The organism is Methylobacterium persicinum (genome assembly GCF_022179525.1).
GTDB lineage: Bacteria > Pseudomonadota > Alphaproteobacteria > Rhizobiales > Beijerinckiaceae > Methylobacterium > Methylobacterium persicinum.
On sequence record NZ_BPQX01000037.1, the window covers coordinates 221,051 to 244,801 of the forward strand.

The window sequence follows — 23,751 nt, forward strand, 5'->3', positions numbered from 1 at the left end:
CCATTGGACTCTCTGTACGATGGGGCGCACCGCGCCCTCCAGGAGGATTTCGGCACGACGCGCCTCGCCGACTTCCTCGACAAGCATCACGTCCACCACGCGCTCGATGAACAGGACCGCGCCTTCATCGCGTCCCGGGACATGTTCTTTCTCTCGACGGTGGACGCCGGGGGCAATCCGACCGTGTCTTACAAGGGCGGCCCGACAGGGGTCGTCAGGGTCCTCAGCGAGACCACGATCGCGTTTCCCGGCTACGACGGCAACGGCATGTTCCTGTCGATGGGCAACATCGCCGGCCAGGGGAAGATTGGGATGCTGTTCATCGACTTCGAGACGCCCCATCGCCTGCGCCTTCAGGGCACCGCCCGGGTGGTGAAGGACGACCCGCTGGTTGCCTCCTTTCCGGAGGCCCAGTACATCGTGCGGGTCGAGGTCGAGTCGGTGTGGGTGAACTGCCCGCGCTACATCCACCGCTATCAGAAGGTCGAGGAGAGCCGCTACGTCCCCAAGGCCGGGCAGGAGACGCCCTTGGCCCAGTGGAAGCGCCTGGACTTCGTGCAGCCCGTCATCGCCGACGAGGACCGCGCCCGGGTGGCGAAGGAGGGCGAACTCGATCTCGGGGCCTACGGCGAGCTCGTCGCGCACGGGCAGGGCTGATCTGACGGATCACCCGCCAACGTCATTGCGAACGAAGTGAAGCACACCAGGGCAGCGGGACGCACCGAATGTTGCGCATCCCCGGTTTGCTTCGCTACGCTCGCAACGACGGGCGGATGTCAGGAGGATTTCCGCGCCACGATGAACACCCGGGGGAAGGCGAGCAACCGTTGCCCGTCTGTCCGGGGCGGGTAGGCCGCTTCGATCTTCGCCTCGTAGGCGGCGAGGAAGCCGGCGCTCTGGCCCACATCCAGGGGGTCGAGGAAGGGACGCAGGCCCGTCGCGCTCACCCACGCGACGATGGCGGCGGCGTCCGCCATGCGGTGGTGGTAGGCGGTTCGCCAGACGTCCACCTCCTCCGCCAGGGGCGCGAGAAGATCGTAGTAGCCGGTGGGCTCGAGCATCCGACCCAGGCGCCCGGCCACCGCGGGGTCGCCGATGGCCGCTGCCCAGGGACCGGCGGCCGCCACCTCGCGCATCAGCCGGTGGCTCGGTTCGGCGAGGTTGTCGGGCATTTGCACGGCCAGCACGCCGCCCGGCCCCAGGAGACCGAAGAGCCTTGGCAGCAGGCGGGAATGATCGGGAAGCCACTGCAGCACGGCATTGGCGTAGATCAGGTCCGGGGCCTCAATTGGCTCCCATGTCGCCGCGTCGGCCTGCGCGAATTGCAGCCGGGGCAGGCGTACCCGCGCCGCATCGAGCATGGCGGCCGATGTATCGAGGCCGACGATCTCCGCCTCGGGATAGCGCGCAGCGATGAGCGCTGTGGAGTTGCCCGGCCCGCAGCCGAGGTCGAAGGCAAGGCGCGGCTGCTCCAGGGGCACGCGGGCCAGGAGATCCGCTGCGGGACGGGTCCGTTCGTCTTCGAAGCGGCTGTAGAGGGCGGGGTTCCAGTCGGCCATCGCGGTTCCCCTCCCTGGCCCTATCGGCAGCCGAGTTGGTCAGCGAGGTCGGCGAGATCCGCCGCAGCATAGGTCACGGGCACGGTGGGCCCGGTCTCGCCCCCGGCGGGTCCGTGCTCGTTTAACCGGGCGATGTGAGCGGTGGCCAACCCATGGCTCGCCGCTGCCGCGAGGTCGCTCGAATGGGCGGCGACCATCATCGTCTCCTCCGGCGCAAAGCCGAAGGCGGCCACGGCGTCCCGATACAGGGCAGGCTTCGGCTTGTAATCGCGGGAATAGCCCGCCCCGAGGATCGCATCGAAGACGAGGCCGTTGCGACGGGCCAAGTCGACCATCAGGCGAACCGGGCCGTTCGAATTCGGCGCCAGCAGCAAGGTTTTGCGCAGGCGCGCCAGGGCGGCCGGTACCTCCGGCCATGCATCGAGGCGGTGCCATGCCTGGACCAGCTCGGCCTGTACGGCCTCTGAGACGTCAGCGATCCCGAACTGCGCCAGCACGTCGGGCAACGACTCGGCATGGAGCGTGTCGAGATCCACGAAGGCCCGTGCTCCAGAGCGTACGGTTTCCATCGACGGTTGGTAGCGCGCGCGCCACGCATCGGCGAAAGCCCCCGCATCGAGGCCGGGCGCCTGGGCGGCAAGGAGGCGCTGAACCTCCCGCGCCACGCCCGAGCGCCAGTCGACGAGTGTCCCGAAGACGTCGAAGACCAGCGCGCGGATCGTCATGCCCGCCTCCGGCGCACGAAGCCGACGATATCCTTCACCGCATCGAGGGTTTCCTGCGCGATGGCTTCCGCCCGCTCGGCACCGTCCGCCAGCACGGCCTCGATATGGCCGGGGTCGGCCGAGAGCCGGCGCATCTCGGCGGCGATGGGCGCGAGGCTCGACACGGCGAGGTCGGCCAGGGCCGGCTTGAAGGTCGAGAACTGCGCTCCGCCGAACTCGCGCAGCACATCCTCCCGGCTCCGCCCGGCGAGCGCCGCGTAGATGCCCACGAGGTTGTCCGCCTCCGGACGCTCCTTCAGCCCCGGCAACTCGGAGGGCAGGGGTTCGGGATCGGTCTTGGCCCGGCGGATCTTCTGGGCGATGGCATCGGCATCGTCGGTGAGGTTGATGCGGGAATTGTCTGACGGGTCGGACTTCGACATCTTCTTCGTCCCATCCCGGAGGGACATGACCCGGGCCGCCGGGCCGCCGATCAGCGGTTCGGTGATGGGGAAGAAGCCGCCCTCGTGCCCCTGCGCCGCGATGGCGGCGGCGAAGTCGGTATTGAACTTCTGCGCGATGTCCCGGGTCAGTTCCAGATGCTGCTTCTGGTCTTCGCCGACCGGCACATGTGTCGCCCGGTAGGCCAGGATGTCGGCGGCCATCAGCACGGGATAATCGTAGAGGCCGATGGAGGCGTTCTCCCGGTCCTTGCCGGCCTTTTCCTTGAACTGGGTCATGCGGTTCAGCCAGCCGAGCCGCGCCACGCAGTTGAAAATCCAGGCGAGTTCCGCATGCTGCGGCACTTGGCTCTGGTTGAAGACGATGGAGCGCTTCGGGTCGATGCCGGCGGCGAGGAAGGCGGCGGTGACCTCGCGGATCTGGCCGCGCAGGGCGTCCGGGTCCTGCCAGACGGTGATCGCGTGCAGGTCGACGACGCAGTAGAGGCACTGGGCGTCGCGGGCCTGCATCTCCACGAAGCGCCGGATCGCACCGAGGTAGTTGCCGAGGTGAAGGTTCCCGGTCGGCTGAACCCCCGAAAACACCAGTTCCTTGAACGCGGCCATCGGCGCCGATCCTGAGAGTGAAGGGCCGGGTGTCGCGTGGTCACGTCTCGCCAGCCGGGCGGCGGTTAGTGGCACCCCCGCCATCGGGGGGTCAAGCGGCCTGCCACCGTGCTTATGGCTCGCGCATCTCCTTCAGCGCGCTGGGGCAGAGGTCGACCAGGGCGCAGCGTCCGCAGGCGGGGCGACGATGGTGGCAGACCTTCTGGCCATGCATCATCAGGATCTCGTGATTGTCGTAGAGGTCCTGGGCCGTCCACGTATCGGGAAGCTGCAACAGTAGGATTACGTGCGCTGGCCCGAGACCGATCCTTGGGCCGATCAGCCCGAGCCGCTGAGCGACCCGGTGATGGTGGCTGTCCACCGGGAGCGCCCGCATCCGCAGCGACGAGAAGGCGAGCACTGCGGCGCTGGTCTTGGGACCGATGCCGGGGAACTGTTCCAGCCAAGCCCGGGCGTCTTCCGGCGACAGTTCGGCCAAGAAATCGAGGCTCAGCCGTCCGGCGCGGGCTTCGATGGCCGAGAGGATGGTCCGGATGCGTGGCGCCTTAAGTTCCGGCCACGTCACCCCGGCGATCGCTGCCTCGATCTCCGAAAGGTCGGCGCGCATCACCTCTTCCCAGGTCGGAAACCGTGCCCGCAGGGCGTCGAAGGCCTTGCCGGACGCGGCGTTGCGCGTCCGGTGGGAAAGAAGTGCAGAGACCAGCTCGGAGAGGGGCTCCAGGTCGCTGAAATAGGGAATCGGACAGTTGTAGACCGTGCACAGGCGCGCATGCACAAGCATGGCGAGATCGGCTGCACTCGACACGCCGGCCGCTTCCGCGGATCGCACAACCGGAAGTGGCAAATTATTGCTCGCGGACAACATGGCGGGCAAATCCCACTCCGCTGGGGCGCGTTCCCGCCCGGTTGCTGCGGCGGCAAAATGTCCATCGTCGCGCCGCCGGGCTGCTTGCGCGGGGCGCGTTCCCCTGTCCGGAATCATTTGAGCAGCGCGTAGATGTTGACGTCGAGGGCGTCGTCCGTCCCGTCCTTCAGGTCGGTGACGTATTCCTCCACGAAACGGTCCTGCACCACCACGTCCTTGGCATCGAGATAGGCGGTCAGGGTCTCGTAGGTGCCGTCGATCGACTCGTAGGACCCGCGATGGGCGAAGCGGAGGGCCTTCCCCGCGGGGGTCGTGCCGAAATGCAGGCCGTCGTCGCTGGCGGGGGCGACGGCGGGCGGGGCCGCGACGGGGATCATGGCGTCGAACTCGAAGCCGTCATCCTCGGTCTTGGTGAAGACCGCCAGGGGGCGCCCGGCCGGCTTGATCCCGGCCTTGCCCAGGTCCGCCTCGATCTGTGCGAAGGCTTTCTGGAGGCTCGGCACCGCGTCCTCCCACTTCGCCTTGCCGGCGAGGATCGCCGCCGGCTTGGCCGGGAGGGTCACCTCGTCCACGTCGCCGGGTTCGGCCGGCTTCGCAACGAGGGGAGGCCGGGTGGGATCGGTCGCCGGCGTGGTCGATCCCGCTCCCGGCGCGGCCTGCCCGGCGGGGGGCGGCGTCACGGCCTGCTCGGGCGCCGGGGCGGCGCTGCGGTTCGGGTCGGGGGTGGGGTTCGGCGCGGTGGTCGTCGACAGGGGGTTCGTCTGGGCCGGAGAGGGCACGCCCGATTGCGGTGGCGGCTGCTGCGCGGCGAGCGGGACGGCGGAGGCCAGCCCCGCGACGAGGACGCAGAGACCGGAGGCGAAGCGGCGGCAGCGGGTCACGCGGGGGCTCCCATCGGCGCCGGCGACTCGAAGATCGCGGCGGCCGTCATTACGGTAATCGGGTTCTTGCGGTCCCGCGAGGCCGTCCGCGACACGACCCGCCGGTGCGGCGGATCTGCAACGCTCCGGCGCACTCGCACTCCGGCGCCGGGTTTGCCATAAGCGCCGCAAAACCCCTTCGACAGATCCCACCGCATGAGCGCACTCGCCCATCGACGTTTCCTGAAGATGCACGGCGCCGGCAACGCGATCGTGGTGCTCGACCTGCGCGGCACGGACTTGCGCGTCACGGCGCCGGAGGCGCGGGCCATCGCGGCGGATCCCGGCTCGGCTTTCGATCAATTGATGGTGTTGCACGATCCGGTGAGCGCGGGGACCGACGCCTTCATGCGCATCTACAACACCGATGGGTCGGAATCGGGCGCCTGCGGAAACGGCACCCGCTGCGTCGCCTACGCGATGCTCGACGATCCGGCCATGGCGCGACCGGCCGAGGGCAATCGGCTCGTGCTGGAGACCAGCGCCGGGCGCGTGGGCGTGCGCCGCAACGCCGAGCGGTCCTTCACCGTGGACATGGGCCGGCCGCGCCTCGCCTGGGATGAGATACCCCTGGCCGAACCCTTCCCCGATACCCGCCGCATCGAGTTGCAGGTCGGTCCCATCGACGCGCCCGTTCTGCACTCACCGGGGGTCGTGAACATGGGCAACCCCCACGCCGTCTTCTTTGTCGATACCGATCCGGACGACTTCGACCTCGCCCGGCTCGGTCCTCTCCTCGAGAACCACCCGGTCTTCCCCGAGCGCGCCAACATCTCGGTGGCGCAGGTAATCGGGCGAGAGGCGATCAAGCTCCGGGTCTGGGAGCGGGGCGCCGGCCTCACCCTCGCCTGCGGCACGGCGGCCTGCGCGACGGTGGTGGCCGCCTCGCGCCTGCGGATGATCGGGCGACAGGCGACCGTGAGCCTGCCCGGCGGGGACCTGTTCGTGGAGTGGCGCGCCGACGACCACGTGCTCATGACCGGGCCCGTCGCCCTCGTGGCGGAAGGGACGTTCGCGCCGGAGCTGTTCCGCGGGATCGACTGATGACTGTCGAGACCCTGACCTTCGGCTGCCGCCTCAACACCGTCGAGACGGAGGCGATGCGCCGCCTCGCCGCCCGCGACGGCCGCCCGCGGATCGTTGTGAACACCTGTGCGGTGACGCAGGAAGCGGGCCGGCAGGCGCGCAAGGCGATCCGGCGGGCGGCCAGGGCGCAACCTGGGGCTGAAATCGTCGTGACCGGCTGCGGCGCCGAGGTGGAGACCGACGCCTACCGGGCTATGCCCGAGGTCAGCCGGCTCATCGGCAATGCCGAAAAGCTCGATCCGTCCGCCTGGGCCGGCGCGGCGCGGGGTCCCGGCGCCGTCATGGAGGCATCGACCGCGGAGCCGGCGGGGATCTCCGGCATGAGCGGGCACACCCGCACCTTCATCCCCGTGCAGAACGGATGCGACCATCGCTGCACCTTCTGCGTCATTCCCTTCGGGCGTGGACGCTCCCGGTCGGTGCCCGCGGGTGCCGTGGTGGAGCAGGTCGCCCGCACCGTCGAGGCGGGCGGGCGCGAGGTGGTGCTGACCGGCGTCGATCTCACCGCCTATGGCCGCGACCTCGGCGAAGGCCTCTCCCTCGGCGGCCTCGTGCTGAGGATCCTCACGGAGGTGCCCGACCTCGCCCGGCTGCGCCTCTCGTCCATCGACTCCGTGGAGGTGGACGAGGCGTTGCTCGATGCCATCGCCGGTCAGCACCGGGTGATGCCCCACCTCCACCTGTCCCTCCAGGCCGGGGACGATCTGATCCTCAAGCGGATGAAGCGGCGCCATTCCCGGGCCGACGCGATCCGCTTTTGCAGGTCGGCCCGAGCGGCCCGTCCGGAGCTCGTCTTCGGCGCGGACCTGATCGCCGGTTTCCCCACCGAGACGGAAGCGCAGTTCGCGCAGACCCTCGCCCTCGTCGAAGAGTGTGGTCTCACGCATCTCCATGTCTTCCCCTATTCGCCCCGTCCCGGGACGCCGGCTGCGCGGATGCCGCCGGTCGCGCCGGAGGCGATCCGTGAACGGGCCGCACGGCTCCGGGAGGCGGGCGACCGCGCCCGCGCCCGGCACCTCGCGGCACAGGTGGGCCGGCAGGTCCGGGTCCTGGCCGAACGGGGCGGAACGGGAAGGGCGGAGGATTTTTCGACCGTGGTCCTCGGCGAAGGGGTCGCGCCGGGCACGATCTGCGACGTGACCGTTACAGGGCATGACGGAACGCGGCTGATCGCCGGGGTGTAACAGGCTGCTGCAAAAGTCCTTCCGTCATTGCGAGCGGAGCGAAGCAATCCAGGGATCCGCCACGGTCTGAAACGTCCCGCTGCCCTGGGTTGCTTCGCTGCGCTCGCAATGACCGCGGAGATGACGTGATCCAAGGAGGACAGAAATCGTTTCAGACCTAGCCCGGCGCGGTCCACCGCGAAAGGGTGTCGGCCATATGCGCGGGCGGGGGAGCCTCGACGGCGATGGGCTCGCGCTTGGGGTAGAGGGGAATCGACAGGGCACGGGCATGGAGGTGCAGGGCGCTGCCCCGGGGAGCGCCGCCGTAGATCGGGTCCCCGAAGATCGGCCAGCCCGACTCGGCGCAATGGACCCGGAGCTGGTGCGTGCGCCCAGTGACGGGCTTCAATTCGATCCATGTCAGATCCGCCGACCGGCCGAGGACGCGCCAATGGGTCAGGGCCGGATCGCCGTCCGGGTCGGCCTTCATCCACCAGGAGCGCGGATCGGAGGACCGGCGGCCCAGGGGCACATCGATGGTGCCCGCCTCACCGGATGGGCCCCCGCTGACCACTGCCCAGTAGGTCTTCTGCACGGCGTTGCCGGAAAAGAGCTTGCCGAGCCGGGCCAGGGCCTTGGCATGCCGGCCGAGCGCGAGACATCCCGACGTGTCGCGGTCGAGGCGGTGCGCGGCCTCAGGCCGACGGGGAAGGCCGAAGCGCAGGGCATCGAGGTGGTCCGTCAGCGTCTCACCGCCGCGGGGACCGGGATGGACCGGCAGACCTGCCGGCTTGTCGATGACGAGCAGCAGGGCATCGCGGTAGAGGAGGCGCGCGCCTATGTCGGGGGCGTGAGGCATCGGGTCCGGCACATGCGCCGGATTCGGGCGAAATGCGAGGGTTTATGACGAGCGAGGACAAGTCCGGCTGGTTCGGACGCCTGTTCGGGCGGAAGAAGGACGAGATTTCCGGTGGCGCCACCGAGACGCCGTCGCCCGAATCACCGGCCTCGCCATCCGAGGGTGAACCCGACTTCGCCACCGGGGCGGAGGATGTCACCCATGTCCCGCTGCCGGAGGAAGAGCCTCCGATCGACGCCACCGAAGGGGCCGACCTGCTCCCGATCGATGGCGAGCCGGAGAAGCCGCCCGCCGGCACCGCGGGCGATGACCCTGTTCATGGGGCCGACCCCATCGATACCGGTGCGCTGAACAGGGAGCCGCACGCCGCCCTCGACCCGGACATCCAGCCGGTCGATTCCGCGGCGGCCCTCGCCCACGATGCCGGAGCCGGGCCCGGTCGCGAGCCGGAGGCCAAGGGCTGGTGGACCCGTCTCACGTCCGGCATGCGGCGCACATCGTCGGCCCTGTCCGACCGTGTCACCGGGCTGTTCACCAAGCGCAAGCTCGATGCGACCACCCTGGAGGATCTGGAGGACGCCCTCATCCAGGCCGATTTCGGCCTCGAGACCGCGATGCGGATCTCAGAGGCGGTGGGCAAGGGCCGCTACGAGAAGGGCATCTCGCCCGACGAGGTCCGGGCGATCCTCGCGAGCGAGGTCGAGCGCGCCCTCGAACCGGTGGCCACGCCCCTGGAGATCGACGCGTCGCGCAAGCCGTTCGTGATCCTGACGGTGGGCGTCAACGGCGCGGGCAAGACGACGACGCTCGGCAAGCTGTCCCTGAAGTTCCGCGCCGAGGGGCGTTCGGTCATGCTCGCGGCCGGCGACACGTTCCGCGCCGCAGCCATCGACCAGCTCAAGGTCTGGGGTGCGCGCACCAATACGCCCGTGATCAGCGGCGCGCAGGGGGCGGACGCGGCGGGGCTCGCCTTCGATGCCCTGAAACAGGCACAGGCGGCGGGGACGGACATCCTCCTCATCGACACCGCCGGCCGGCTCCAGAACAAGACGGGGCTGATGGCCGAGCTGGAAAAGATTGTCCGCGTGCTGCGCAAGCAGGATCCGGACGCGCCCCACGCCACCCTCCTGATCCTCGATGCCACGGTAGGCCAGAACGCCCTCTCCCAGGTCGAGCTGTTCTCCCAGGCCGCACCGATCACCGGCCTCGTCATGACCAAGCTCGATGGGACGGCACGGGGCGGCATCCTCGTGGCGCTGGCGGCGAAGTTCGGTTTGCCGGTCCACTTCATCGGCGTCGGCGAAGGCGTCGAGGATCTCGAGCCCTTCGCGGCCCGGGATTTCGCCAGGGCCATCGCCGGCCTGGAGAGGAACTGAAACGGGTCCAACCCGTGAGAGAATGACAACGATGCAGATCGAATCCATCCCCCCGCGCCGGCACTTGCCGCCCCTCGCCAAGCTCGCCCTGGAGATGGGCCCGCTGGTGCTGTTCTTCCTCACCAATGCCTTCGGCGAGAGGTTCGGCCTCAGCGGCGATCAGGCGACTTATACGGCGATCGGACTGTTCGTCGGCGCGACCGTGGTGTCGCTGGCGATCCACTTTGCGTTGCTGCGCCGGGTGCCGATCATGCCGCTGGTCTCGGGGGTCGTGGTGCTGGTCTTCGGCGGCCTCGCCCTGGCCCTGCGGGACAAGACCTTCTTCGTCATCAAGCCGACCATCGTGAACGGCCTGTTTGGCGTCATCCTCCTCGGGGGGCTCTTCTTCCGGAAGTCACTGCTCTCGGTGGTCCTCGACAGCGTCTTCGCCCTCTCGGAAGAGGGATGGCGGCAGCTGACGCTCCGCTGGGGCGTGTTTTTCCTGTTCCTCGCTGCCCTGAACGAGGTCGTCTGGCGGACGCAGGACTACGAGTTCTGGGTCAAGTTCAAGGTGTTTGGCATCATGCCCATCACCGTCCTCTTCGCCCTCGCTCAGACACCGCTGCTGATGCGCTACGAGCAGAAGCAGCCCGAGGCTTGAGGAACGGACCTCGTCACACCGCCCGCCCGCCCTGGGGAGGGCGGTGCGACGGGGGTCTATCTCGCCTCGGCGACCTTTCCGGCGGCGTGGATGCGGGCGAGCACGCTCGCAAAATTCTCCGGCGTGAGGATGCCGATGATCTTGTCGCGGATCACGCCGTCCGGCCCGATGATGAAAGTCTCGGGCACCCCGTAGACGCCGAAATCGATGGCCGCGCGGCCCGCAGCGTCGGCGCCGACGGCCGCGAACGGAACGCCGTGCCGGTCGAGGAACTTGCGGCCGGCGGCGGGCTCCGGCTCCTTGTAGTCTATGCCGACGAGGCGGATGCCGGGCTCCCGGGCGAGCCGCATGAGCATCGGGTGCTCCACCTGACAGGGGGCGCACCACGAGGCGAACACGTTCAGCACGGTGACGGTGCCCTTCAGGTCGGCGCTCGACAGGCCGGGCACGGGCGTCCCGTCGCTGGCGAGGCCAGGCACCGCGGGCAGGTCGAAGGCCGGCACCGGCTTGCCGATCATCGCCGAGGGCAGGGCCGAAGGGTCGGCCCCGGAGCGCAGACGCAGAAACATCACCCCCGCGAGGACGGCGAACACCACCACCGGCAGGATCAGGAGCAGGGAGCGGCGGGCTGGCGGCGGCGTCCCGGCGGCAGGATCGGTGGCGCTCACCGTCTGTCCTCCCCGAAGCGGTGGAGGGCACGCCGTTGCGCGGCCCGGTCGCGGATGGCGTTGGCGACGAGGCCGACCATGATCAGCGCGGTGAAGGCATAGGCGGCGGCGATGAAGCCGCCATGGGGTCCCAGGTCCAGCACGGCGGGCCTACAGGGCTTGAGGAAGGGGCGTCGCCCCGGCCGCGCTGGGGACGACCCGCACGGCGCCGGCATCGAGGCGTTCGGCTTCGCGGATGGTGAGGGTCCGCACCCGGCGGCGCATGATCTCGGTGCGCATGGCGTAGAGGTGGAGGGTCGACCCGCCGAGCGTCGCAGCGCCGATCATCAGCAGGAGCGGGTAGAGCATCGACGGGTCGATGGTCGACCCGCCCATGCGCAGGATCGAGGCCGGCTGGTGCAGGGTCGACCACCAGTTCACCGAGAACTTGATGATCGGCAGGTTCACCGCCCCAACGAGGGTGAGGATCGCGACGGCCCGGGCGGCCCGGTTCGGATCCTCGATTGTCCGCCACAGGGCGATCAGGCCGCAATAGATCAGGAACAGCACGAGCATCGAAGTCAGGCGGGCATCCCACACCCAGTAGGTGCCCCACATCGGCTTGCCCCAGAGGGAGCCGGTGACGAGGCAGACCAGGGTGAACGCCGCACCGATGGGCGCCGCAGCCCGTTGCGAGACGTCTGCGAGCGGGTGGCGCCACACCAGTGTGCCGATCGCCGACAGGCTCATCGCCCCGTAGAAGAACACCCCGAGCCACGCCGCCGGCACGTGGATGTACATGATCCGCACCGTTTCGCCCTGCTGGTAGTCGGGGGGCACGATGAAGAAGGTCAGGTACAGGCCGACCGCCAGGGCCGCGACGGACAGGGCCGTCAGCCATGGCACGGCTTTCCCGGACCATCGCATGAAGTGGCCGGGGTTGGACAGCCGGGTCCAGAGGGAAGGCGTCATCGTCGCGGTCTCGGACATGATCCTGCGCTCCTACCCCAGGGTGCGGTGCAGCAACAATGCGGGTATCGGGCGCGGGTGTCGGTGCTTTCGTCTCATCCCGGGTGCCGATGAGATAAACGGGCTTTTCCCCTTCACGTCCTCATCCTGAGGTGCGGCGAAGCCGCCTCGAAGGAGGGCTCCAGAGGTCTCCGTGATCCCTGAAACCCTCCTTCGAGGCCCGCTCGAGCCGGGCCCTTCAGGATGAGGGGGAGGGTGGGATAAGCGGACGGCATCACGACAAAGGGATTATCTCGCCCCGGTGAAGCGCCTCGGCTTCCGGCGTGAACCGCCCATCCGCCCCGTGCAGCACCAACGGAGGCCGGAGCGTGAACTCCGCCCGGCTGCCCTTTACGGCGCTGACGAGGATGCGGATCGCCGGATCATCCTCCCGGGCGTGGACCGGCCGAACCGCAATACCGCCGAACCGTCCGTTCAGCGCCGTCAAGCAGCGGGGAAGCGCGTCGGCCCGGTGGATCATCCCGAGCCGCCCGCCGGGCCGCAGGATGCCGGCACAGGTGCGGATCCAGCCGTCGAGACCCTCCTGCGCGAAACCGTGGGCATCGGCCTTGGCGGGATCGGGGGAGGGGCGGTGGCGACCGGCCTCGAAATACGGCGGATTGGTCAGCACGCCGTCGAACGTATCGGGCACCAGCCCCGCAGCCTCCCGGACCCGGCCGGGCGCAAGGACATCCGCCTCGATCACCTCCGCCGAAATGCCGTTCAGATGCGCATTGGTCCGGGCGAGGTCCGCCAGCGCGGGGTCTTTCTCGACCAGCGTCAGAAGCACGCCCGGATGCAGACGGGCGCAGGCGAGGCCGACGATACCCGGCCCGGAACCCACGTCGCACAGCCTTTCACCGGGCGCCGGGGCCAGGAGATGAGCCAAAAGCACCCCGTCCGTGCCGGCCCGGTGCGCGCCCCGGGGCGGCTGGTGCAGGTGGAGGCGCCCGCCGAGGAGGGCATCGGGCACCGTGCTCACAGTCCGCGCAACTCGTGGGCGAGACCGGCATCCTTCAGGATCCGCCGGGCCTGGGCGGCATGGTCCGTGGGCACGAGGAGCCGCCGGCCGAACATGCCGATGGAGCCTTCCATGGCGCTCATATGCTCGTCCGCCACCAGAACAGGGATGCCGGCATCCTCGAGCAGCGAGCGCGCGAAGCCGATGAGAACAATGTCGTTCGCGCGGATCAGCTCGATCACCTCTGTCTCCGAGTTGCGTGGCCTCTTAATGCCATGGCGTTTAGCAGGAAACCGCGTCGGCGGTGGGTATCGCGGGATCGCCGGGGCGGGTTGGCGCATTCGCCGCGTGGAGAGCGGGGGGCCGGTGGCCCATATCCCGCGATGTTGCGACGCCGCAGGCACCATGCGATTGGACGGCGCCGATGGTTTCCGCGCGGACGTCTCCCGCGCGGCCCGGCTTGGGAGTCACGGATCTTGGGTATCGCCGCCACGATCGAGAACCCGACGAAGCCCGACGATGCCGGGCTGAACGACCTCGTCGCGCTGGTCGCCGACGGGATGACGCGGGTCAATGCCACGATCCTGTCCCGGACCGGCTCCGACGTCGCGATGATCCCGGAGGTGGCGAACCACCTCATCGCCTCAGGCGGCAAGCGCCTGCGGCCGATCCTCACCCTCGCCTGCGCGCAGCTCTGCGGCTACGTCGACGAAGGCGGCCGGGACGGCGACGTGAAACTCGCCGCCAGCGTCGAGTTCATGCACACCGCCACGCTCCTGCACGACGACGTGGTCGACGAGAGCGACATGCGCCGGGGCCGGGTCGCCGCCCGGATCAAGTGGGGCAACGAGGCGAGCGTCCTCGTCGGCGATTTCCTCCTGGGGCAGGCCTTCCGCATGATGGTGGAGGTAGGCTCGCTGAAGGCCCTCGACATCCTGTCCGCCGCCGCGACCGTGATCGCGGAAGGCGAGGTGATGCAGCTCGCCGCCGCCAAGAACCTGGAGACCAGCGAGGAGGCCTACCTCGCCGTGATCCGCGGCAAGACGGCCGAACTTTTCGCCGCCGCCTGCGAGGTCGGCCCGGTGATCGCGCAGCGGAGCCAGGCCGAACAGGAAGCCGCCCGCTCCTACGGCATGAATCTCGGCATCGCCTTCCAGTTGATCGACGACGCCCTCGACTATGGCGGAACGTCCACGGATCTGGGCAAGAACGTCGGCGACGATTTTCGCGAGGGCAAGATCACCCTGCCGATCGTCCTGGCCTATCGCCGGGGGAGTGAGGAGGAGCGCGCCTTCTGGCGCCGGACGCTTCAGCGCGGCGAGATCCGCGACGACGACCTCGCCGCCGCCCTCGCCACGCTCCGGCGGCACGGTACCCTGGAGGAGACGGTCGCCCGTGCCCGCCATTACGGCGAGAAGGCCAAGGCGGCTCTGTCGATCTTCTCTGAGGGTCCGGTCCGGTCGGCGCTGCTCGATGCGGTGGAGTTCTGCGTAGCGCGGGCGCACTGAAGCCCTCCGCCGCCATGTGCGGTTCGGCACGGCCAAGGTTCCGGCAACCTTAACCGCCGGGGCGAAGGGGACTAGGGACGCATCGCCGCCGGGGCTTCGGTTTCGTGCGGCGTGCCACTAGACTGGAGTCCCCGGTGAAGTCCTTCGCCTTCCTCACCCTCATGTTGGCCGGTGTGGCCACCGCCCAGGCGCAGACGCCGCCGACCCGCGACCCGGCTCAGATCCCGGCCGGAACCTACGCGGTCGATCCCAACCACACCCAGGTCGGCTGGCGTGTCTCGCATATGGGCTTCACGAACTATGCCGGCGGCTTCTCCGACGTGTCCGGCACACTGCAGCTGACGCCGAAGGATCCGGCCGCCGCGAAGCTGACGATCAAGATTCCCGTCGCTTCGGTGACGACCACGAGCGGCAAGCTGACGGACGAGCTGAAGGGCGACCAGTGGCTCGACGGCGGCAAGTACCCGGAGATGACTTTCGTCTCGACGAAGGTCGCCCCGGCGGGCAAGGACCATGCAAAGGTCACCGGCGACCTGACGCTCCACGGCGTCACCAAGCCGGTGACCCTCGACGTCACCCTGATTGGGGCGGGCGTGAACCCCCTCGACAAGAAGATGACCGTCGGCTTCGAGGCGACCGGCGTGGTCAGGCGCTCGGAATTCGGCGTGAAGACCTATCTGCCGCTGATCGGCGACGACCTGCACCTCACCATCGCCGGGGCGTTCGAGAAGCAGGATTGATGGAGGCCGACCCGGTCGCCCCGTCGCGCCCGTTCGGGCCGAGGGTCGACCGGGACTTATCGACAAGCGAGCCGGCCCCATTAAGAGATCCTTCATCCTCTCGGTGAAGGCTAACAGGAGCTTTCAGCACGCAGGACAGACCCGTGCCCGTCCTTCGCATCCATGCCCTTCTGCTCTCCGCCATGATGGCTCTGGCCCTCGCGCCGGTGGCCGCGCAGGCGGGCGACGCGGCCTCGGCCCACCTCTCGTGGAGCCGCTGCCTGGACCGTGCCTATGGGGAGCGTGCGGCCGTCACCGGCCGGGACCTCGCCGCGGATGCGGCGATCCGGGCGTGCCGCGGCGAGGAGAGCATCTACCTGACCGCCCTCTCGTCGTCACCGCTCCTCGACGGGGACGATATCGCCCAGGCCCGCCCGGACCTCGTGGCGCGGGCGCGGGCGGCGTTGCTCGACGCCGTCACAGCCGGTCCTCGGGCGATCCTTCGCTGAGGCCGGACGGCCCTAAGACTTCAGCCGCTGCTTGATCCGTGCCGTCAGGCCGTCCCGCACGTCCCGGTAGGCCTCCAGACGCTGTTCCCGGGAGGCGTCCTGCACCAGGGTGGGATCCGGGGTCGGCCAGTACTCGACGTCAGCCGCCAAGGTGTGCGTCAGGGCGATGGCCTTGTGGTGCGCCTCGGGGGCGAGGGTGATGATCAGGTCGAAGTTCAGCCCCTCCCAGTCTTCCAACTGCTCGATGGTGCGCGGGCGGTGGCGGCTCGCATCGATGCCGATCTCGTCAAGGGCCGCCACCATGAACGGGTCGATGGGCTCGCCCTGTCGGACGCCGGCCGACTGCACGTAGATCGAGCGGCCGAAATAGTGGCGGGCGATTGCCTCAGCGGCCGGCGAGCGCACCGCATTGTAGTTGCACATGAACAGCACGGACTGGACCCGCCGCTTCCGCGGGGCCGGATCGGGTGGCTCCTCGTCCATGATATCTCAGGCCGGATGCAGGTCGGCCACTGCTTCAGCCCCTCCAGTGGAGGGCGAAGATCAGGGTGAACAGGCGCCGGGCCGTATCGTGGTCGAGGTCGACCTTGCCGTCGAGGCGCTGCTTCAGGGTCTCGGAGGCTTCGTTGTGCAGGCCCCTTCGTCCCATGTCGATCGCCTCGATCTGGCTCGGGGACGCGGTGCGGATCGCGTTGTAATAGCTTTCGCAGATCATTTCGTAGTCGCGGATGACCCTGCGGAACGGGGTCAGCGACAGCAAGTGGGTCATGACCGGCTCGCCCTCGGCGGTGCTGATCGCGAAGGAGAGCTTGTTCTCCACGAGGCCGAGGAGAAGCGTGTAGGGGCCCTCCCGGCCGGGGACCGAGAAGCTGTTGCCCTCCAGGATGTCGTAGAGCGCGATAGCGCGCTCATGCTCCTGATCGGGATTCCCCCGGGCGATGGACGACTCGTCCAGGGTCACCGAGACGAGGCGGTTCGGCCCCTTGTCCGCCCCCCGCTCCTTGTCCGACATCCCGAAAGCCTCACAGGTTCAGCCGGATCGCCACGGAACGGGCGTGGCCCTCGAGCCCCTCGGACCGGCCCAGCGTTATCGCCGCCGGCCCGAGCGCCCGCAAGCTCTCCGGCGTGCAGGCCAGCACCGTGGTGCGCTTCATGAAATCGAGCACGCCGAGGCCGGAGGAAAACCGGGCTGACCGGGCGGTGGGCAGGACGTGATTGGGGCCGCCGACATAGTCGCCTATCGCTTCCGGCGTGTGCGAGCCGAGGAAGATCGCCCCGGCATTGCGGACCTTCAGGGACAGGGTTTCCGCGTCCTTCGTCTCGATCTCCAGGTGCTCCGGCGCAATCCGGTCGACCAGGGGGACGGCCTCGTCGAAATCCCGGACGCGGATGATGGCGCCGTAATCCCGCCAGCTGGCCCGGGCGATGTCGGCGCGGGGGAGGGTGGTGAGGGCACGTTCCACGGCCTTTTCCACAGCTTCCGCGAGGTCGCCGCTGTCGGTGATCAGTACGGACTGGGCGGCAGTGTCGTGTTCCGCCTGCGCCAGCAGGTCGGCCGCGATCCAATCCGGGTTGGCCTCGCCGTCGGCGAGGATCAGCACCTCGGAAGGGCCGGCGATCATGTCGATGCCGACCTGTCCGAACACCCGCCGCTTGGCCGCCGCCACCCACGCATTGCCGGGGCCGACGATCTTCGCCACGGGCTCGATGGTCGCCGTGCCGTAGGCGAGGGCGGCGACGGCCTGTGCGCCGCCGATCCGGTAGATCTCGTCCACGCCCGCCAGATGGGCGGCGGCGAGGACCAGGGGATTGAGGATCCCGTCCGGCGTCGGCACGACCATAACGATGCGCGGCACCCCGGCGACCCGCGCCGGCACGGCATTCATCAGGACCGAGGACGGGTAGCTCGCCGTCCCGCCGGGGACGTAGAGGCCCACCGACTCGAGGGCGGTCCACCGCCATCCGGCCGTGACGCCCAGCGCGTCCGTGGCCTTGTGGTCGGCGGGCTTTTGCGCCCGGTGAAAGGTCTCGATGCGCTCCGCGGCGAGGCGCAGGGCCTCGATCGCCTCCGGCGGGCAGGCCTCCACGGCGGCCGCCACCTCGTCAGCGCCGATGCGCAGGCGTTCTGCGGAGAACGAGGCGCCGAGCCGGTCGAAACGGCTGGTGTACTCGACGAGAGCCTCATCCCCCTTCGCGACCACGTCGGCGATGATTCGGCGGACGGCGTCGTCCACGTCCTCCGAGATCTCGCGCTTCATGGTCAGGAGGCGCGCGAAACTTTGCGCGAAATCCGGGTCACGGCTGTCGATGCGGACCATCTTCGTCCCCCCTTAAAGTCTCAGGCTTCCGGTTCCGGCGTGTCGCCGTGGCCCGGCCGTGCCCCCGCTTCCCAGACGGGCCCGAGATCCTTCATCCGGGCCTCGATGCACTCCACCTCCAGGCGGATCGTCCCGTTTCCGGAGAACAGGATCTCGATCTGTCCCGATGGTGTATCGCCGGGCGTGAAGGTGATCGCCAGGAGGCTCAGGGGCACGGCGTCGTCGCCACGCCGGAGACCCCGGGTCCGCACCGAGAGCACGCGCTCGAAATGCAATCCCGTCAGACGCCGCCGGGGCGGCACCTTCAACCCGGCGGACCAGTCGAAGCGCCTCAGCGCCAGGGCGAAGCGTTTCTCCCGGACGAGATAGCTGAGATCGTCCGGCCGCAGGATCGCGTCCTGAAGATGGGCCGAGATCACGGTCAGGTCTTCAGCGTCCAGGGCAGCGAGCTTCAGAAGCTCCATCGGGGGTTCCGGTCGGTGCAGGATGCCCGCGGGAGGGGCGGCAGGGCGTCAGTAGCGGCGCTGGCCTGTCCGGGCAACGTTGCCGGGGCGGGGATTGGCCCGCCTCATGTGCCGTTCATGATTGCAGCACTAGGTTGCGGCCAACCGTGGCCGCCGGAATGCGGCTTGACGACAAGGCAGGACGATGACGGGGACACGCTTCACCCTCGCGGTACTGACGGCCCTTGCACTCGCCCCCACGCTGGCGGCGCCCGCGAGTGCGCAGTACTACCGCGACGATTATGACTACCGGCCCCGCCGGCCGGCTCCGGAGTATTACGAGGACCGGCCGCGTCGCTACCGCGACGATTACGACTTCGGTCCGCGTCGTTTCGGCCGGATCTGCGTCACGGCCCGCGGCAATTGCCCCACGCGGCCGGGCCCATTCAACACGCCCTGCGGTTGCGAGATCCCGGGCTTCGGGCTCAAGCGCGGCGCCATCGGCGGCTGAGGCGATCGGATGGCGGGCGGCGTTCGGCCGCCCGCGCCGCTTGTCAGGCCCGCACGCGCTCGATTTGAGCGCCGCAGCGGCCGAGCTTGGCTTCCAACGCCTCGAAGCCCCGGTCGAGATGGTAGACCCGGTTGATCTGCGTCTCACCCTCGGCGGCGAGACCGGCGATCACCAGGGAGACCGAGGCCCGAAGATCCGTGGCCATGACCGGGGCGCCGCGCAGACGGTCCACGCCTTCGACGATCGCCATGTCGCCGTCGAGGCGGATCTTCGCCCCGAGGCGGGCGAGTTCCTGGACGTGCATGAAGCGGTTCTCGAAGATGGTCTCGCGGATATGCGATTGGCCCTTCGCCAGGGTCATCAGCGCCATGAACTGCGCCTGGAGGTCGGTCGGGAAGCCGGGGAACGGGTCCGTGGTGACATCTACGGCGGCGATGCCGGCGCCGTTGCGGCGGACGCGGATGCCGCCTTCCACCTGACTGATTTCGGCGCCCGTCGTGGCCAGCACGTCGAGGGCGGAGTGGAGCAGGTCCGCGCGGGTATCCTTCAGGATAACGTCGCCCCCGGCCATCGCGACGGCCATGGCGTAGGTTCCGGTCTCGATGCGGTCGGGGAGCACCTCGTGGCGGGCGCCCCCGAGGCGGGCGACGCCTTCGATTTCGATCCGCGGGGTGCCCGCACCTTTAATCCGCGCGCCCATCTTGTTGAGGCAGTCGGCGAGGTCCACCACCTCCGGCTCCCGGGCGGCGTTCTCAATCACGCTGGTGCCGTAGGCGAGGGCGGCGGCCATGAGCGCCACATGGGTTCCGCCGACGGTGACCTTGGGGAACGACACCTCCGCCCCGCGCAGGCCCTTCTTCGTCTTGGCGATAACGTAGCCGCCGTCGATCTCCGTCTCCGCGCCGAGGCTCTGGAGGGCCATGATCAGCAGATCGACCGGGCGCGTCCCGATGGCGCATCCGCCCGGCAGGGACACCTTGGCCTCGCCGAACCGGGCGAGCAGGGGTGCGATGACCCAGAAGCTTGCCCGCATCGTCGAGACGAGGTCGTAGGGGGCCGTGGTGTCGATGACGTTCGAGGCGGTGAGCCGGATGGTCTGGCCGGTTTCCGACGTCTGACCCGGGCGCTTGCCCACCACCATGTGATCGACCCCGTGATTGCCGAGGATGCGTAGCAGGGCGGTGATGTCGGCGAGGCGGGGGACGTTGATCAGTTCCAGCGTCTCGCCGGTCATGAGGCTGGCGATCATCAGCGGGAGGGCGGCATTCTTGGCGCCCGAGATCGGGATCACGCCGTGGAGAGGCGTGCCGCCGGTGATGTGGATGCGATCCATCGAGTATGTCCTGACGCCCCCGGCCCACAGCGGAGGGAGCTGAAATCTGTATCGGGCGCGGGAACGCCCAGGCTTGACCGGAGGCTGCTATAGACCGGATTTGTCGGAATCGGGACCGAATGTCGCGAAGGACGCGCCGACAGCTTGGCCGGCCTGCGATCTACCGTTCTTCCTGCGGCGCGTCGTCCCGCCCGGCCGGAGGCTTGTCGGGGCTGTTGCGGCCCCGTTCCTGAGCCTTGCGTCGGCGCAAATTCGCCCTCAGCGCCGCCTTCAGGCGCTCGGCTCGGGCGTCGGGCTTGTCCTCGGTCATCGGGCGCGAATTCCGGATCCTTGAGGGCGAGGGTTGCAGGATGCGTTGGGCGGACCTTCGACTTGAAGCGGTTCCAGATCCGCGCGATGCCTGTATACAACGCGCCGTCTCGATGCAGCCTCCCGGCGACGACCCCCTTCCGAAGGACGCTCAATGCCTGCACACCGGAACCCCGGCAAGATGCTCGCCTCCGTGGCGGAGGTGCGTGCGGGTGCCGGATATGATCGCTACTTCCGAAGCGCGTTGGACGGCCTGCACAGCGAACGCCGCTACCGGGTCTTCGCGGATATCGAGCGCATCTCCGGCCACTTCCCGGCCGCGAAGTGGCGCCGGCCGGACGGCTCGGTCACCGAGATCACCGTGTGGTGTTCCAACGATTACCTCGGCATGGGCCAGCATCCCGACGTGGTCGGCGCCATGACCGAGACCGTGGCCCGGTGCGGCGTCGGCGCTGGGGGAACCCGCAACATCGCCGGCAACAACTCGCCGCTGGTGGACCTTGAGCGGGAGCTCGCCGATCTCCACGGAAAGGAGGCGGGTCTGGTCTTCACGTCGGGCTACGTCTCGAACCAGGCCGGCATCTCGACCATCGCCAAGCTCATCCCGAACTGCCTGATCCTCTCCGACGCCTTCAACCACAACTCGATGATCGAGGGCGTGCGCCACTCGGGCTGCGAGAAGAAGATCTTCCGTCACAACGACCTCGGCCATCTGGAGCAGCTGCTCCGGGAGGCGGGCGACCGGCCGAAGCTGATCGCGTTCGAGTCCGTCTACTCGATGGACGGCGACATCGCGCCCATCGGCAAGATCTGCGACCTCGCCGACCGTTACGGCGCTATGACCTATCTCGACGAGGTCCATGCGGTCGGCCTCTACGGCGAGCGCGGTGCCGGCATCGCCGAGCGCGACGGCGTGATGCACCGGGTCGACGTGATCGAGGGCACCCTGGCCAAGGGCTTCGGCTGCGTCGGCGGCTACATCACCGCCTCGGCGGCGATCTGCGACGCCGTGCGCAGCTTCGCGCCCGGATTCATCTTCACCACCGCCCTCCCGCCGGCTGTCGCCGCCGCGGCGACCGCCTCCGTCCGCTACCTCAAGCGGTCCGGCGCCGAGCGGGCCGCGCACCAGCGTCAGGCCGCCGCGACGAAGGCCGCCCTGGACGCGGCCGGCCTTCCGCTGCTGGCGACGGATACGCATATCGTGCCGGTCATGGTGGGCGATGCCGAGCTGTGCAAGGCGGCGGCGGACCACCTCCTCGAACGGCACGGGATCTACATCCAGCCGATCAACTATCCGACCGTTCCCCGGGGGACCGAACGCCTGCGGATCACCCCGTCGCCGTTCCACGATGCGGCCCATATCGCACGGCTCACCGAAGCCCTCAGCGAGACCTGGGCGGCCCTCAGGCTGCCGCGGGCGGGTACGGTGTTCGTCGAGGCGGCGGAATAGCCGAGTTTCGAGGTCCGATGCCCTCTTCGTCATTGCGAGCGTAGCGGAGCAATCCAGGGCAGCGGGACGTTGCAAGACGTAGCGGATCCCTGGATTGCTTCGCTGCGCTCGCAATGACGACGTTGGCGGGCGGCGAAGCGCAGCGGCGCCGCATCCTCAGTGTCCCCCCGGTGGGACCAAGGGAAATCGCCCCCGGCCTCGTCATTTCGGGCGCCTGCCTGTAACCACCGTTGCGAATCCGCGACGCAAGAGTCTGACACGCAATGATCTCCTCGCCCCTCATGACCGTGATGGTCGATGCCGCGCGCAAGGCGGCCCGCAGCCTGCGGCGCGACTTCGGCGAGGTCGAGAACCTGCAGGTCTCCCGCAAGGGACCGGGCGACTTCGTCTCCGCCGCCGACCGCAAGGCGGAGGAAGTGGTGCGTGACGCGCTGCTGAAGGCCCGGCCCGGCTACTCCCTGGTGCTGGAGGAGGGCGGCATCATCGAAGGGACCGACAAGAGCCACACGTGGCACGTCGATCCCCTCGACGGCACGTCGAACTTCCTGCACGGCGTGCCGCATTTCGCGGTCTCGATCGGCCTGGAGCGCGAGGGCGTAATCGTGGCCGGCGTGGTGTTCGATCCGATCAAGGACGAACTCTTCGTCGCCGAGCGGGGCAAGGGCGCCTACCTGAACAACCGCCGCCTGCGGGTGGCGGCCCGCTCTGACATGGCCGACGCCTTGGTCGGTTACGGCACGCCGTACCTTGGGCGCGGCAGCCATCCCCGCCTCCTGCGGGAGATCTCGTCGGTGATGGCCGTCTCCGGTGGGACCCGGCGCATGGGCTCGGCGGCGCTGGACCTCGCCTACGTCGCCTGCGGGCGACTCGACGCCTACTGGGAGCGCGACCTGCAGACCTACGATTTCGCCGGCGGCGTCGCCCTGGTCCGGGAGGCCGGCGGCTTCGTGACCTCGGCGGACGGGGCGGCCGAGCCCTTGGCGTCCCGTTCGGTGTGCTGCGGCAACGAGAGCCTCCACCGCGATCTGCTGGCGATCCTTAAGAAGGCCCAGGCGACCGCCTGAGCATCACTGCCGCGCCAGACCGCGGAAGAAGCCGGCCCGGGGGAAAGCCCCCGTGCCGCATCACAGCGACGGCAGCGGCCGCCCCGCTGGCCTCCGACGGGCCCATCTGCTTTAAGCCCCCCGTTCGTCAGGGAAGGTTGTCCCCATGGAAGCCCGCCGCCACATCTCCTTGAAGGAATCGATTCGCTCGATCCCAGACTATCCCAAGCCCGGCATCGTCTTCCGCGACATCACCACGCTCCTGTCGGACCCCCGTTCGTTCCGCCGTGCGGTGGACGCCCTGGTCCATCCCTATGCCGGTGGGGGCATCAAGCAGGTGGCGGGAATCGAGGCGCGGGGATTCATCCTCGGCGGCGCCATTGCCCACCAGCTGTCCTGCGGCTTCGTGCCGATCCGCAAGCGCGGTAAGCTTCCGCACAAGACCGTGTCGATGGCCTACGCCCTCGAATACGGCACCGACGAGATCGAGATCCATGTGGACGCCGTGGGCCCGGGAGACCGGGTTCTGCTGGTCGATGACCTGATCGCAACGGGGGGCACCGCCACGGCGGCGATCAACCTGCTCAGGAAGATCGGTGCCGAGGTCGTGGCCGCCTGCTTCGTCATCGATCTGCCGGAGATCGGCGGCGCGCAGCGCCTGCGGGACATGGGCGTGGACGTCCGGACTCTGATGGAGTTCGAGGGACACTGAGGACCAGCCCGTTTTGGGCTGCAAAACGTTGACTTGTGCCG

At 69.0% G+C, this 23,751-nt stretch carries 29 protein-coding genes; 12 read left to right on the forward strand and 17 right to left on the reverse strand.

Translation table 11 applies throughout. The features are described 5' to 3' along the window. Nucleotides 1–3: 3 nt before the first annotated feature. A complete protein-coding gene (locus MFF22_RS17140) occupies nt 4–657 on the forward strand; it encodes a pyridoxamine 5'-phosphate oxidase family protein (RefSeq protein ID WP_238250183.1) in 654 nt (217 codons plus the stop codon). 119 nt (nt 658–776) lie between these two features. On the opposite strand, the gene tam is transcribed toward MFF22_RS17140, so the two are convergent. The 5 genes from tam to MFF22_RS17165 form a co-directional block, all read right to left on the reverse strand. Further along, the gene (gene tam / locus MFF22_RS17145; RefSeq protein WP_238250184.1) at nt 777–1,559 is read right to left on the reverse strand and encodes a trans-aconitate 2-methyltransferase; all 783 of its coding nucleotides are present in this window, start codon (nt 1,557–1,559) and stop codon (nt 777–779) included. Between the two features lie 20 nt (nt 1,560–1,579). Continuing rightward, a complete protein-coding gene (locus MFF22_RS17150; protein ID WP_238250185.1) occupies nt 1,580–2,284 on the reverse strand; it encodes a haloacid dehalogenase type II in 705 nt (234 codons plus the stop codon). Continuing rightward, nucleotides 2,281–3,330 carry a tryptophan--tRNA ligase gene (gene trpS, locus MFF22_RS17155; RefSeq protein ID WP_238250186.1) on the reverse strand — a complete coding sequence of 350 codons (1,050 nt, stop codon included), beginning with the start codon at nt 3,328–3,330 and terminating at the stop codon, nt 2,281–2,283. The genes MFF22_RS17150 and trpS overlap by 4 nt, the downstream gene beginning before the upstream one ends. A 112-nt stretch (nt 3,331–3,442) precedes the next feature. Next, nucleotides 3,443–4,111 (reverse strand): endonuclease III domain-containing protein, encoded by a 669-nt coding sequence (locus MFF22_RS17160; RefSeq protein WP_238250318.1) that lies wholly within the window; start codon nt 4,109–4,111, stop codon nt 3,443–3,445. 197 nt (nt 4,112–4,308) lie between these two features. After that, nucleotides 4,309–5,076, reverse strand: a complete 768-nt coding sequence (locus MFF22_RS17165; RefSeq protein ID WP_238250187.1) for a GyrI-like domain-containing protein — start codon at nt 5,074–5,076, stop codon at nt 4,309–4,311. Nucleotides 5,077–5,271: 195 nt separating this feature from the next. Between MFF22_RS17165 and dapF the strand changes: the two genes are divergently transcribed. Next, nucleotides 5,272–6,159, forward strand: coding sequence for a diaminopimelate epimerase (dapF, locus tag MFF22_RS17170; RefSeq protein ID WP_238250188.1), 888 nt, complete (start codon nt 5,272–5,274; stop codon nt 6,157–6,159). Then, nucleotides 6,159–7,385, forward strand: coding sequence for a tRNA (N(6)-L-threonylcarbamoyladenosine(37)-C(2))-methylthiotransferase MtaB (gene mtaB / locus MFF22_RS17175; protein WP_238250189.1), 1,227 nt, complete (start codon nt 6,159–6,161; stop codon nt 7,383–7,385). Before dapF ends, mtaB begins: the two co-directional genes overlap by 1 nt. A 157-nt stretch (nt 7,386–7,542) precedes the next feature. On the opposite strand, the gene MFF22_RS17180 is transcribed toward mtaB, so the two are convergent. After that, the gene (locus tag MFF22_RS17180) at nt 7,543–8,223 is read right to left on the reverse strand and encodes an RluA family pseudouridine synthase (RefSeq protein ID WP_238250190.1); all 681 of its coding nucleotides are present in this window, start codon (nt 8,221–8,223) and stop codon (nt 7,543–7,545) included. 44 nt (nt 8,224–8,267) lie between these two features. Between MFF22_RS17180 and ftsY the strand changes: the two genes are divergently transcribed. Both ftsY and MFF22_RS17190 read left to right on the forward strand, forming a co-directional pair. Then, nucleotides 8,268–9,599 carry a signal recognition particle-docking protein FtsY gene (gene ftsY / locus MFF22_RS17185; RefSeq protein WP_238250192.1) on the forward strand — a complete coding sequence of 444 codons (1,332 nt, stop codon included), beginning with the start codon at nt 8,268–8,270 and terminating at the stop codon, nt 9,597–9,599. A gap of 31 nt (nt 9,600–9,630) precedes the next feature. Further along, nucleotides 9,631–10,239: a septation protein A gene (locus tag MFF22_RS17190; RefSeq protein WP_238250194.1), complete on the forward strand. Its 609-nt coding sequence runs from the start codon at nt 9,631–9,633 to the stop codon at nt 10,237–10,239. 56 nt (nt 10,240–10,295) lie between these two features. Here the strand turns inward: MFF22_RS17190 and MFF22_RS17195 are convergent, their stop codons facing one another. The 5 genes from MFF22_RS17195 to MFF22_RS17215 all read right to left on the reverse strand — a co-directional run bounded on the left by MFF22_RS17195 (nt 10,296) and on the right by MFF22_RS17215 (nt 13,097). Beyond that, nucleotides 10,296–10,907 (reverse strand): DsbE family thiol:disulfide interchange protein, encoded by a 612-nt coding sequence (locus tag MFF22_RS17195; protein ID WP_238250196.1) that lies wholly within the window; start codon nt 10,905–10,907, stop codon nt 10,296–10,298. Beyond that, nucleotides 10,904–11,050: a heme exporter protein CcmD gene (ccmD, locus tag MFF22_RS17200; protein ID WP_370877509.1), complete on the reverse strand. Its 147-nt coding sequence runs from the start codon at nt 11,048–11,050 to the stop codon at nt 10,904–10,906. The genes MFF22_RS17195 and ccmD overlap by 4 nt, the downstream gene beginning before the upstream one ends. A 7-nt stretch (nt 11,051–11,057) precedes the next feature. After that, nucleotides 11,058–11,858 carry a heme ABC transporter permease gene (locus tag MFF22_RS17205; RefSeq protein WP_238250320.1) on the reverse strand — a complete coding sequence of 267 codons (801 nt, stop codon included), beginning with the start codon at nt 11,856–11,858 and terminating at the stop codon, nt 11,058–11,060. A gap of 271 nt (nt 11,859–12,129) precedes the next feature. Then, nucleotides 12,130–12,876 (reverse strand): tRNA1(Val) (adenine(37)-N6)-methyltransferase, encoded by a 747-nt coding sequence (locus MFF22_RS17210; protein ID WP_238250197.1) that lies wholly within the window; start codon nt 12,874–12,876, stop codon nt 12,130–12,132. Beyond that, nucleotides 12,873–13,097: a putative signal transducing protein gene (locus MFF22_RS17215; protein WP_238250198.1), complete on the reverse strand. Its 225-nt coding sequence runs from the start codon at nt 13,095–13,097 to the stop codon at nt 12,873–12,875. The genes MFF22_RS17210 and MFF22_RS17215 overlap by 4 nt, the downstream gene beginning before the upstream one ends. A gap of 240 nt (nt 13,098–13,337) precedes the next feature. Between MFF22_RS17215 and MFF22_RS17220 the strand changes: the two genes are divergently transcribed. The 3 genes from MFF22_RS17220 to MFF22_RS17230 all read left to right on the forward strand — a co-directional run bounded on the left by MFF22_RS17220 (nt 13,338) and on the right by MFF22_RS17230 (nt 15,591). Further along, nucleotides 13,338–14,363 carry a polyprenyl synthetase family protein gene (locus MFF22_RS17220; protein WP_238250321.1) on the forward strand — a complete coding sequence of 342 codons (1,026 nt, stop codon included), beginning with the start codon at nt 13,338–13,340 and terminating at the stop codon, nt 14,361–14,363. Nucleotides 14,364–14,524: 161 nt separating this feature from the next. After that, on the forward strand, nt 14,525–15,103 hold the full coding sequence (locus MFF22_RS17225) for a YceI family protein (RefSeq protein ID WP_238250322.1): 579 nt from the start codon (nt 14,525–14,527) through the stop codon (nt 15,101–15,103). Between the two features lie 143 nt (nt 15,104–15,246). Further along, on the forward strand, nt 15,247–15,591 hold the full coding sequence (locus MFF22_RS17230; RefSeq protein WP_238250200.1) for a hypothetical protein: 345 nt from the start codon (nt 15,247–15,249) through the stop codon (nt 15,589–15,591). 12 nt (nt 15,592–15,603) lie between these two features. Here the strand turns inward: MFF22_RS17230 and MFF22_RS17235 are convergent, their stop codons facing one another. Genes MFF22_RS17235 through MFF22_RS17250 form a run of 4 tightly spaced genes read right to left on the reverse strand, consistent with a single transcriptional unit; the run spans nt 15,604 to nt 18,373 of the window. Further along, nucleotides 15,604–16,074 carry an arsenate-mycothiol transferase ArsC gene (locus MFF22_RS17235; RefSeq protein WP_238250201.1) on the reverse strand — a complete coding sequence of 157 codons (471 nt, stop codon included), beginning with the start codon at nt 16,072–16,074 and terminating at the stop codon, nt 15,604–15,606. A gap of 34 nt (nt 16,075–16,108) precedes the next feature. After that, nucleotides 16,109–16,603, reverse strand: a complete 495-nt coding sequence (locus MFF22_RS17240; protein ID WP_238250203.1) for a UPF0262 family protein — start codon at nt 16,601–16,603, stop codon at nt 16,109–16,111. A gap of 10 nt (nt 16,604–16,613) precedes the next feature. Then, nucleotides 16,614–17,909, reverse strand: coding sequence for a histidinol dehydrogenase (hisD, locus tag MFF22_RS17245; RefSeq protein WP_238250204.1), 1,296 nt, complete (start codon nt 17,907–17,909; stop codon nt 16,614–16,616). A 20-nt stretch (nt 17,910–17,929) separates the two neighbouring features. Continuing rightward, nucleotides 17,930–18,373, reverse strand: a complete 444-nt coding sequence (locus MFF22_RS17250; protein WP_238250205.1) for a DUF2948 family protein — start codon at nt 18,371–18,373, stop codon at nt 17,930–17,932. A gap of 184 nt (nt 18,374–18,557) precedes the next feature. Here MFF22_RS17250 and MFF22_RS17255 point away from each other — a divergent pair, with 184 nt between their 5' ends. Next, nucleotides 18,558–18,863 (forward strand): hypothetical protein, encoded by a 306-nt coding sequence (locus tag MFF22_RS17255; RefSeq protein ID WP_238250206.1) that lies wholly within the window; start codon nt 18,558–18,560, stop codon nt 18,861–18,863. Nucleotides 18,864–18,906: 43 nt separating this feature from the next. Here MFF22_RS17255 and murA read toward each other — a convergent pair whose 3' ends face one another. Both murA and MFF22_RS17265 read right to left on the reverse strand, forming a co-directional pair. Next, nucleotides 18,907–20,196 carry a UDP-N-acetylglucosamine 1-carboxyvinyltransferase gene (murA, locus tag MFF22_RS17260; protein WP_238250212.1) on the reverse strand — a complete coding sequence of 430 codons (1,290 nt, stop codon included), beginning with the start codon at nt 20,194–20,196 and terminating at the stop codon, nt 18,907–18,909. A gap of 160 nt (nt 20,197–20,356) precedes the next feature. Further along, the gene (locus MFF22_RS17265; protein WP_238250213.1) at nt 20,357–20,506 is read right to left on the reverse strand and encodes a hypothetical protein; all 150 of its coding nucleotides are present in this window, start codon (nt 20,504–20,506) and stop codon (nt 20,357–20,359) included. Between the two features lie 180 nt (nt 20,507–20,686). Between MFF22_RS17265 and hemA the strand changes: the two genes are divergently transcribed. The 3 genes from hemA (at nt 20,687) to MFF22_RS17280 (ending at nt 23,710) form a co-directional block, all read left to right on the forward strand. Beyond that, a complete protein-coding gene (hemA, locus tag MFF22_RS17270; protein WP_238250323.1) occupies nt 20,687–21,955 on the forward strand; it encodes a 5-aminolevulinate synthase in 1,269 nt (422 codons plus the stop codon). Nucleotides 21,956–22,218: 263 nt separating this feature from the next. Then, the gene (locus MFF22_RS17275; protein WP_238250214.1) at nt 22,219–23,019 is read left to right on the forward strand and encodes an inositol monophosphatase family protein; all 801 of its coding nucleotides are present in this window, start codon (nt 22,219–22,221) and stop codon (nt 23,017–23,019) included. 145 nt (nt 23,020–23,164) lie between these two features. Further along, nucleotides 23,165–23,710 carry an adenine phosphoribosyltransferase gene (locus MFF22_RS17280; RefSeq protein ID WP_238250215.1) on the forward strand — a complete coding sequence of 182 codons (546 nt, stop codon included), beginning with the start codon at nt 23,165–23,167 and terminating at the stop codon, nt 23,708–23,710. The last annotated feature ends 41 nt before the right edge of the window (nt 23,711–23,751 follow it).

Bases quoted from the DNA above. Each gene is read 5' to 3' on its own strand.
- mtaB (WP_238250189.1), top strand. From the start codon at position 6,159: ATGACTGTCGAGACCCTGACCTTCGGCTGCCGCCTCAACACCGTCGAG.
- murA (WP_238250212.1), bottom strand. From the start codon at position 20,196: ATGGATCGCATCCACATCACCGGCGGCACGCCTCTCCACGGCGTGATC.
- MFF22_RS17190 (WP_238250194.1), top strand. From the start codon at position 9,631: ATGCAGATCGAATCCATCCCCCCGCGCCGGCACTTGCCGCCCCTCGCC.
- ftsY (WP_238250192.1), top strand. From the start codon at position 8,268: ATGACGAGCGAGGACAAGTCCGGCTGGTTCGGACGCCTGTTCGGGCGG.
- MFF22_RS17225 (WP_238250322.1), top strand. From the start codon at position 14,525: ATGTTGGCCGGTGTGGCCACCGCCCAGGCGCAGACGCCGCCGACCCGC.
- tam (WP_238250184.1), bottom strand. From the start codon at position 1,559: ATGGCCGACTGGAACCCCGCCCTCTACAGCCGCTTCGAAGACGAACGG.
- hisD (WP_238250204.1), bottom strand. From the start codon at position 17,909: ATGGTCCGCATCGACAGCCGTGACCCGGATTTCGCGCAAAGTTTCGCG.
- MFF22_RS17265 (WP_238250213.1), bottom strand. From the start codon at position 20,506: ATGACCGAGGACAAGCCCGACGCCCGAGCCGAGCGCCTGAAGGCGGCG.
- MFF22_RS17180 (WP_238250190.1), bottom strand. From the start codon at position 8,223: ATGCCTCACGCCCCCGACATAGGCGCGCGCCTCCTCTACCGCGATGCC.
- MFF22_RS17255 (WP_238250206.1), top strand. From the start codon at position 18,558: ATGACGGGGACACGCTTCACCCTCGCGGTACTGACGGCCCTTGCACTC.
- hemA (WP_238250323.1), top strand. From the start codon at position 20,687: ATGCTCGCCTCCGTGGCGGAGGTGCGTGCGGGTGCCGGATATGATCGC.
- MFF22_RS17275 (WP_238250214.1), top strand. From the start codon at position 22,219: ATGATCTCCTCGCCCCTCATGACCGTGATGGTCGATGCCGCGCGCAAG.
- trpS (WP_238250186.1), bottom strand. From the start codon at position 3,330: ATGGCCGCGTTCAAGGAACTGGTGTTTTCGGGGGTTCAGCCGACCGGG.
- MFF22_RS17235 (WP_238250201.1), bottom strand. From the start codon at position 16,074: ATGGACGAGGAGCCACCCGATCCGGCCCCGCGGAAGCGGCGGGTCCAG.
- dapF (WP_238250188.1), top strand. From the start codon at position 5,272: ATGAGCGCACTCGCCCATCGACGTTTCCTGAAGATGCACGGCGCCGGC.
- MFF22_RS17150 (WP_238250185.1), bottom strand. From the start codon at position 2,284: ATGACGATCCGCGCGCTGGTCTTCGACGTCTTCGGGACACTCGTCGAC.
- MFF22_RS17240 (WP_238250203.1), bottom strand. From the start codon at position 16,603: ATGTCGGACAAGGAGCGGGGGGCGGACAAGGGGCCGAACCGCCTCGTC.
- MFF22_RS17160 (WP_238250318.1), bottom strand. From the start codon at position 4,111: ATGCTTGTGCATGCGCGCCTGTGCACGGTCTACAACTGTCCGATTCCC.
- MFF22_RS17205 (WP_238250320.1), bottom strand. From the start codon at position 11,858: ATGACGCCTTCCCTCTGGACCCGGCTGTCCAACCCCGGCCACTTCATG.
- MFF22_RS17280 (WP_238250215.1), top strand. From the start codon at position 23,165: ATGGAAGCCCGCCGCCACATCTCCTTGAAGGAATCGATTCGCTCGATC.
- MFF22_RS17250 (WP_238250205.1), bottom strand. From the start codon at position 18,373: ATGGAGCTTCTGAAGCTCGCTGCCCTGGACGCTGAAGACCTGACCGTG.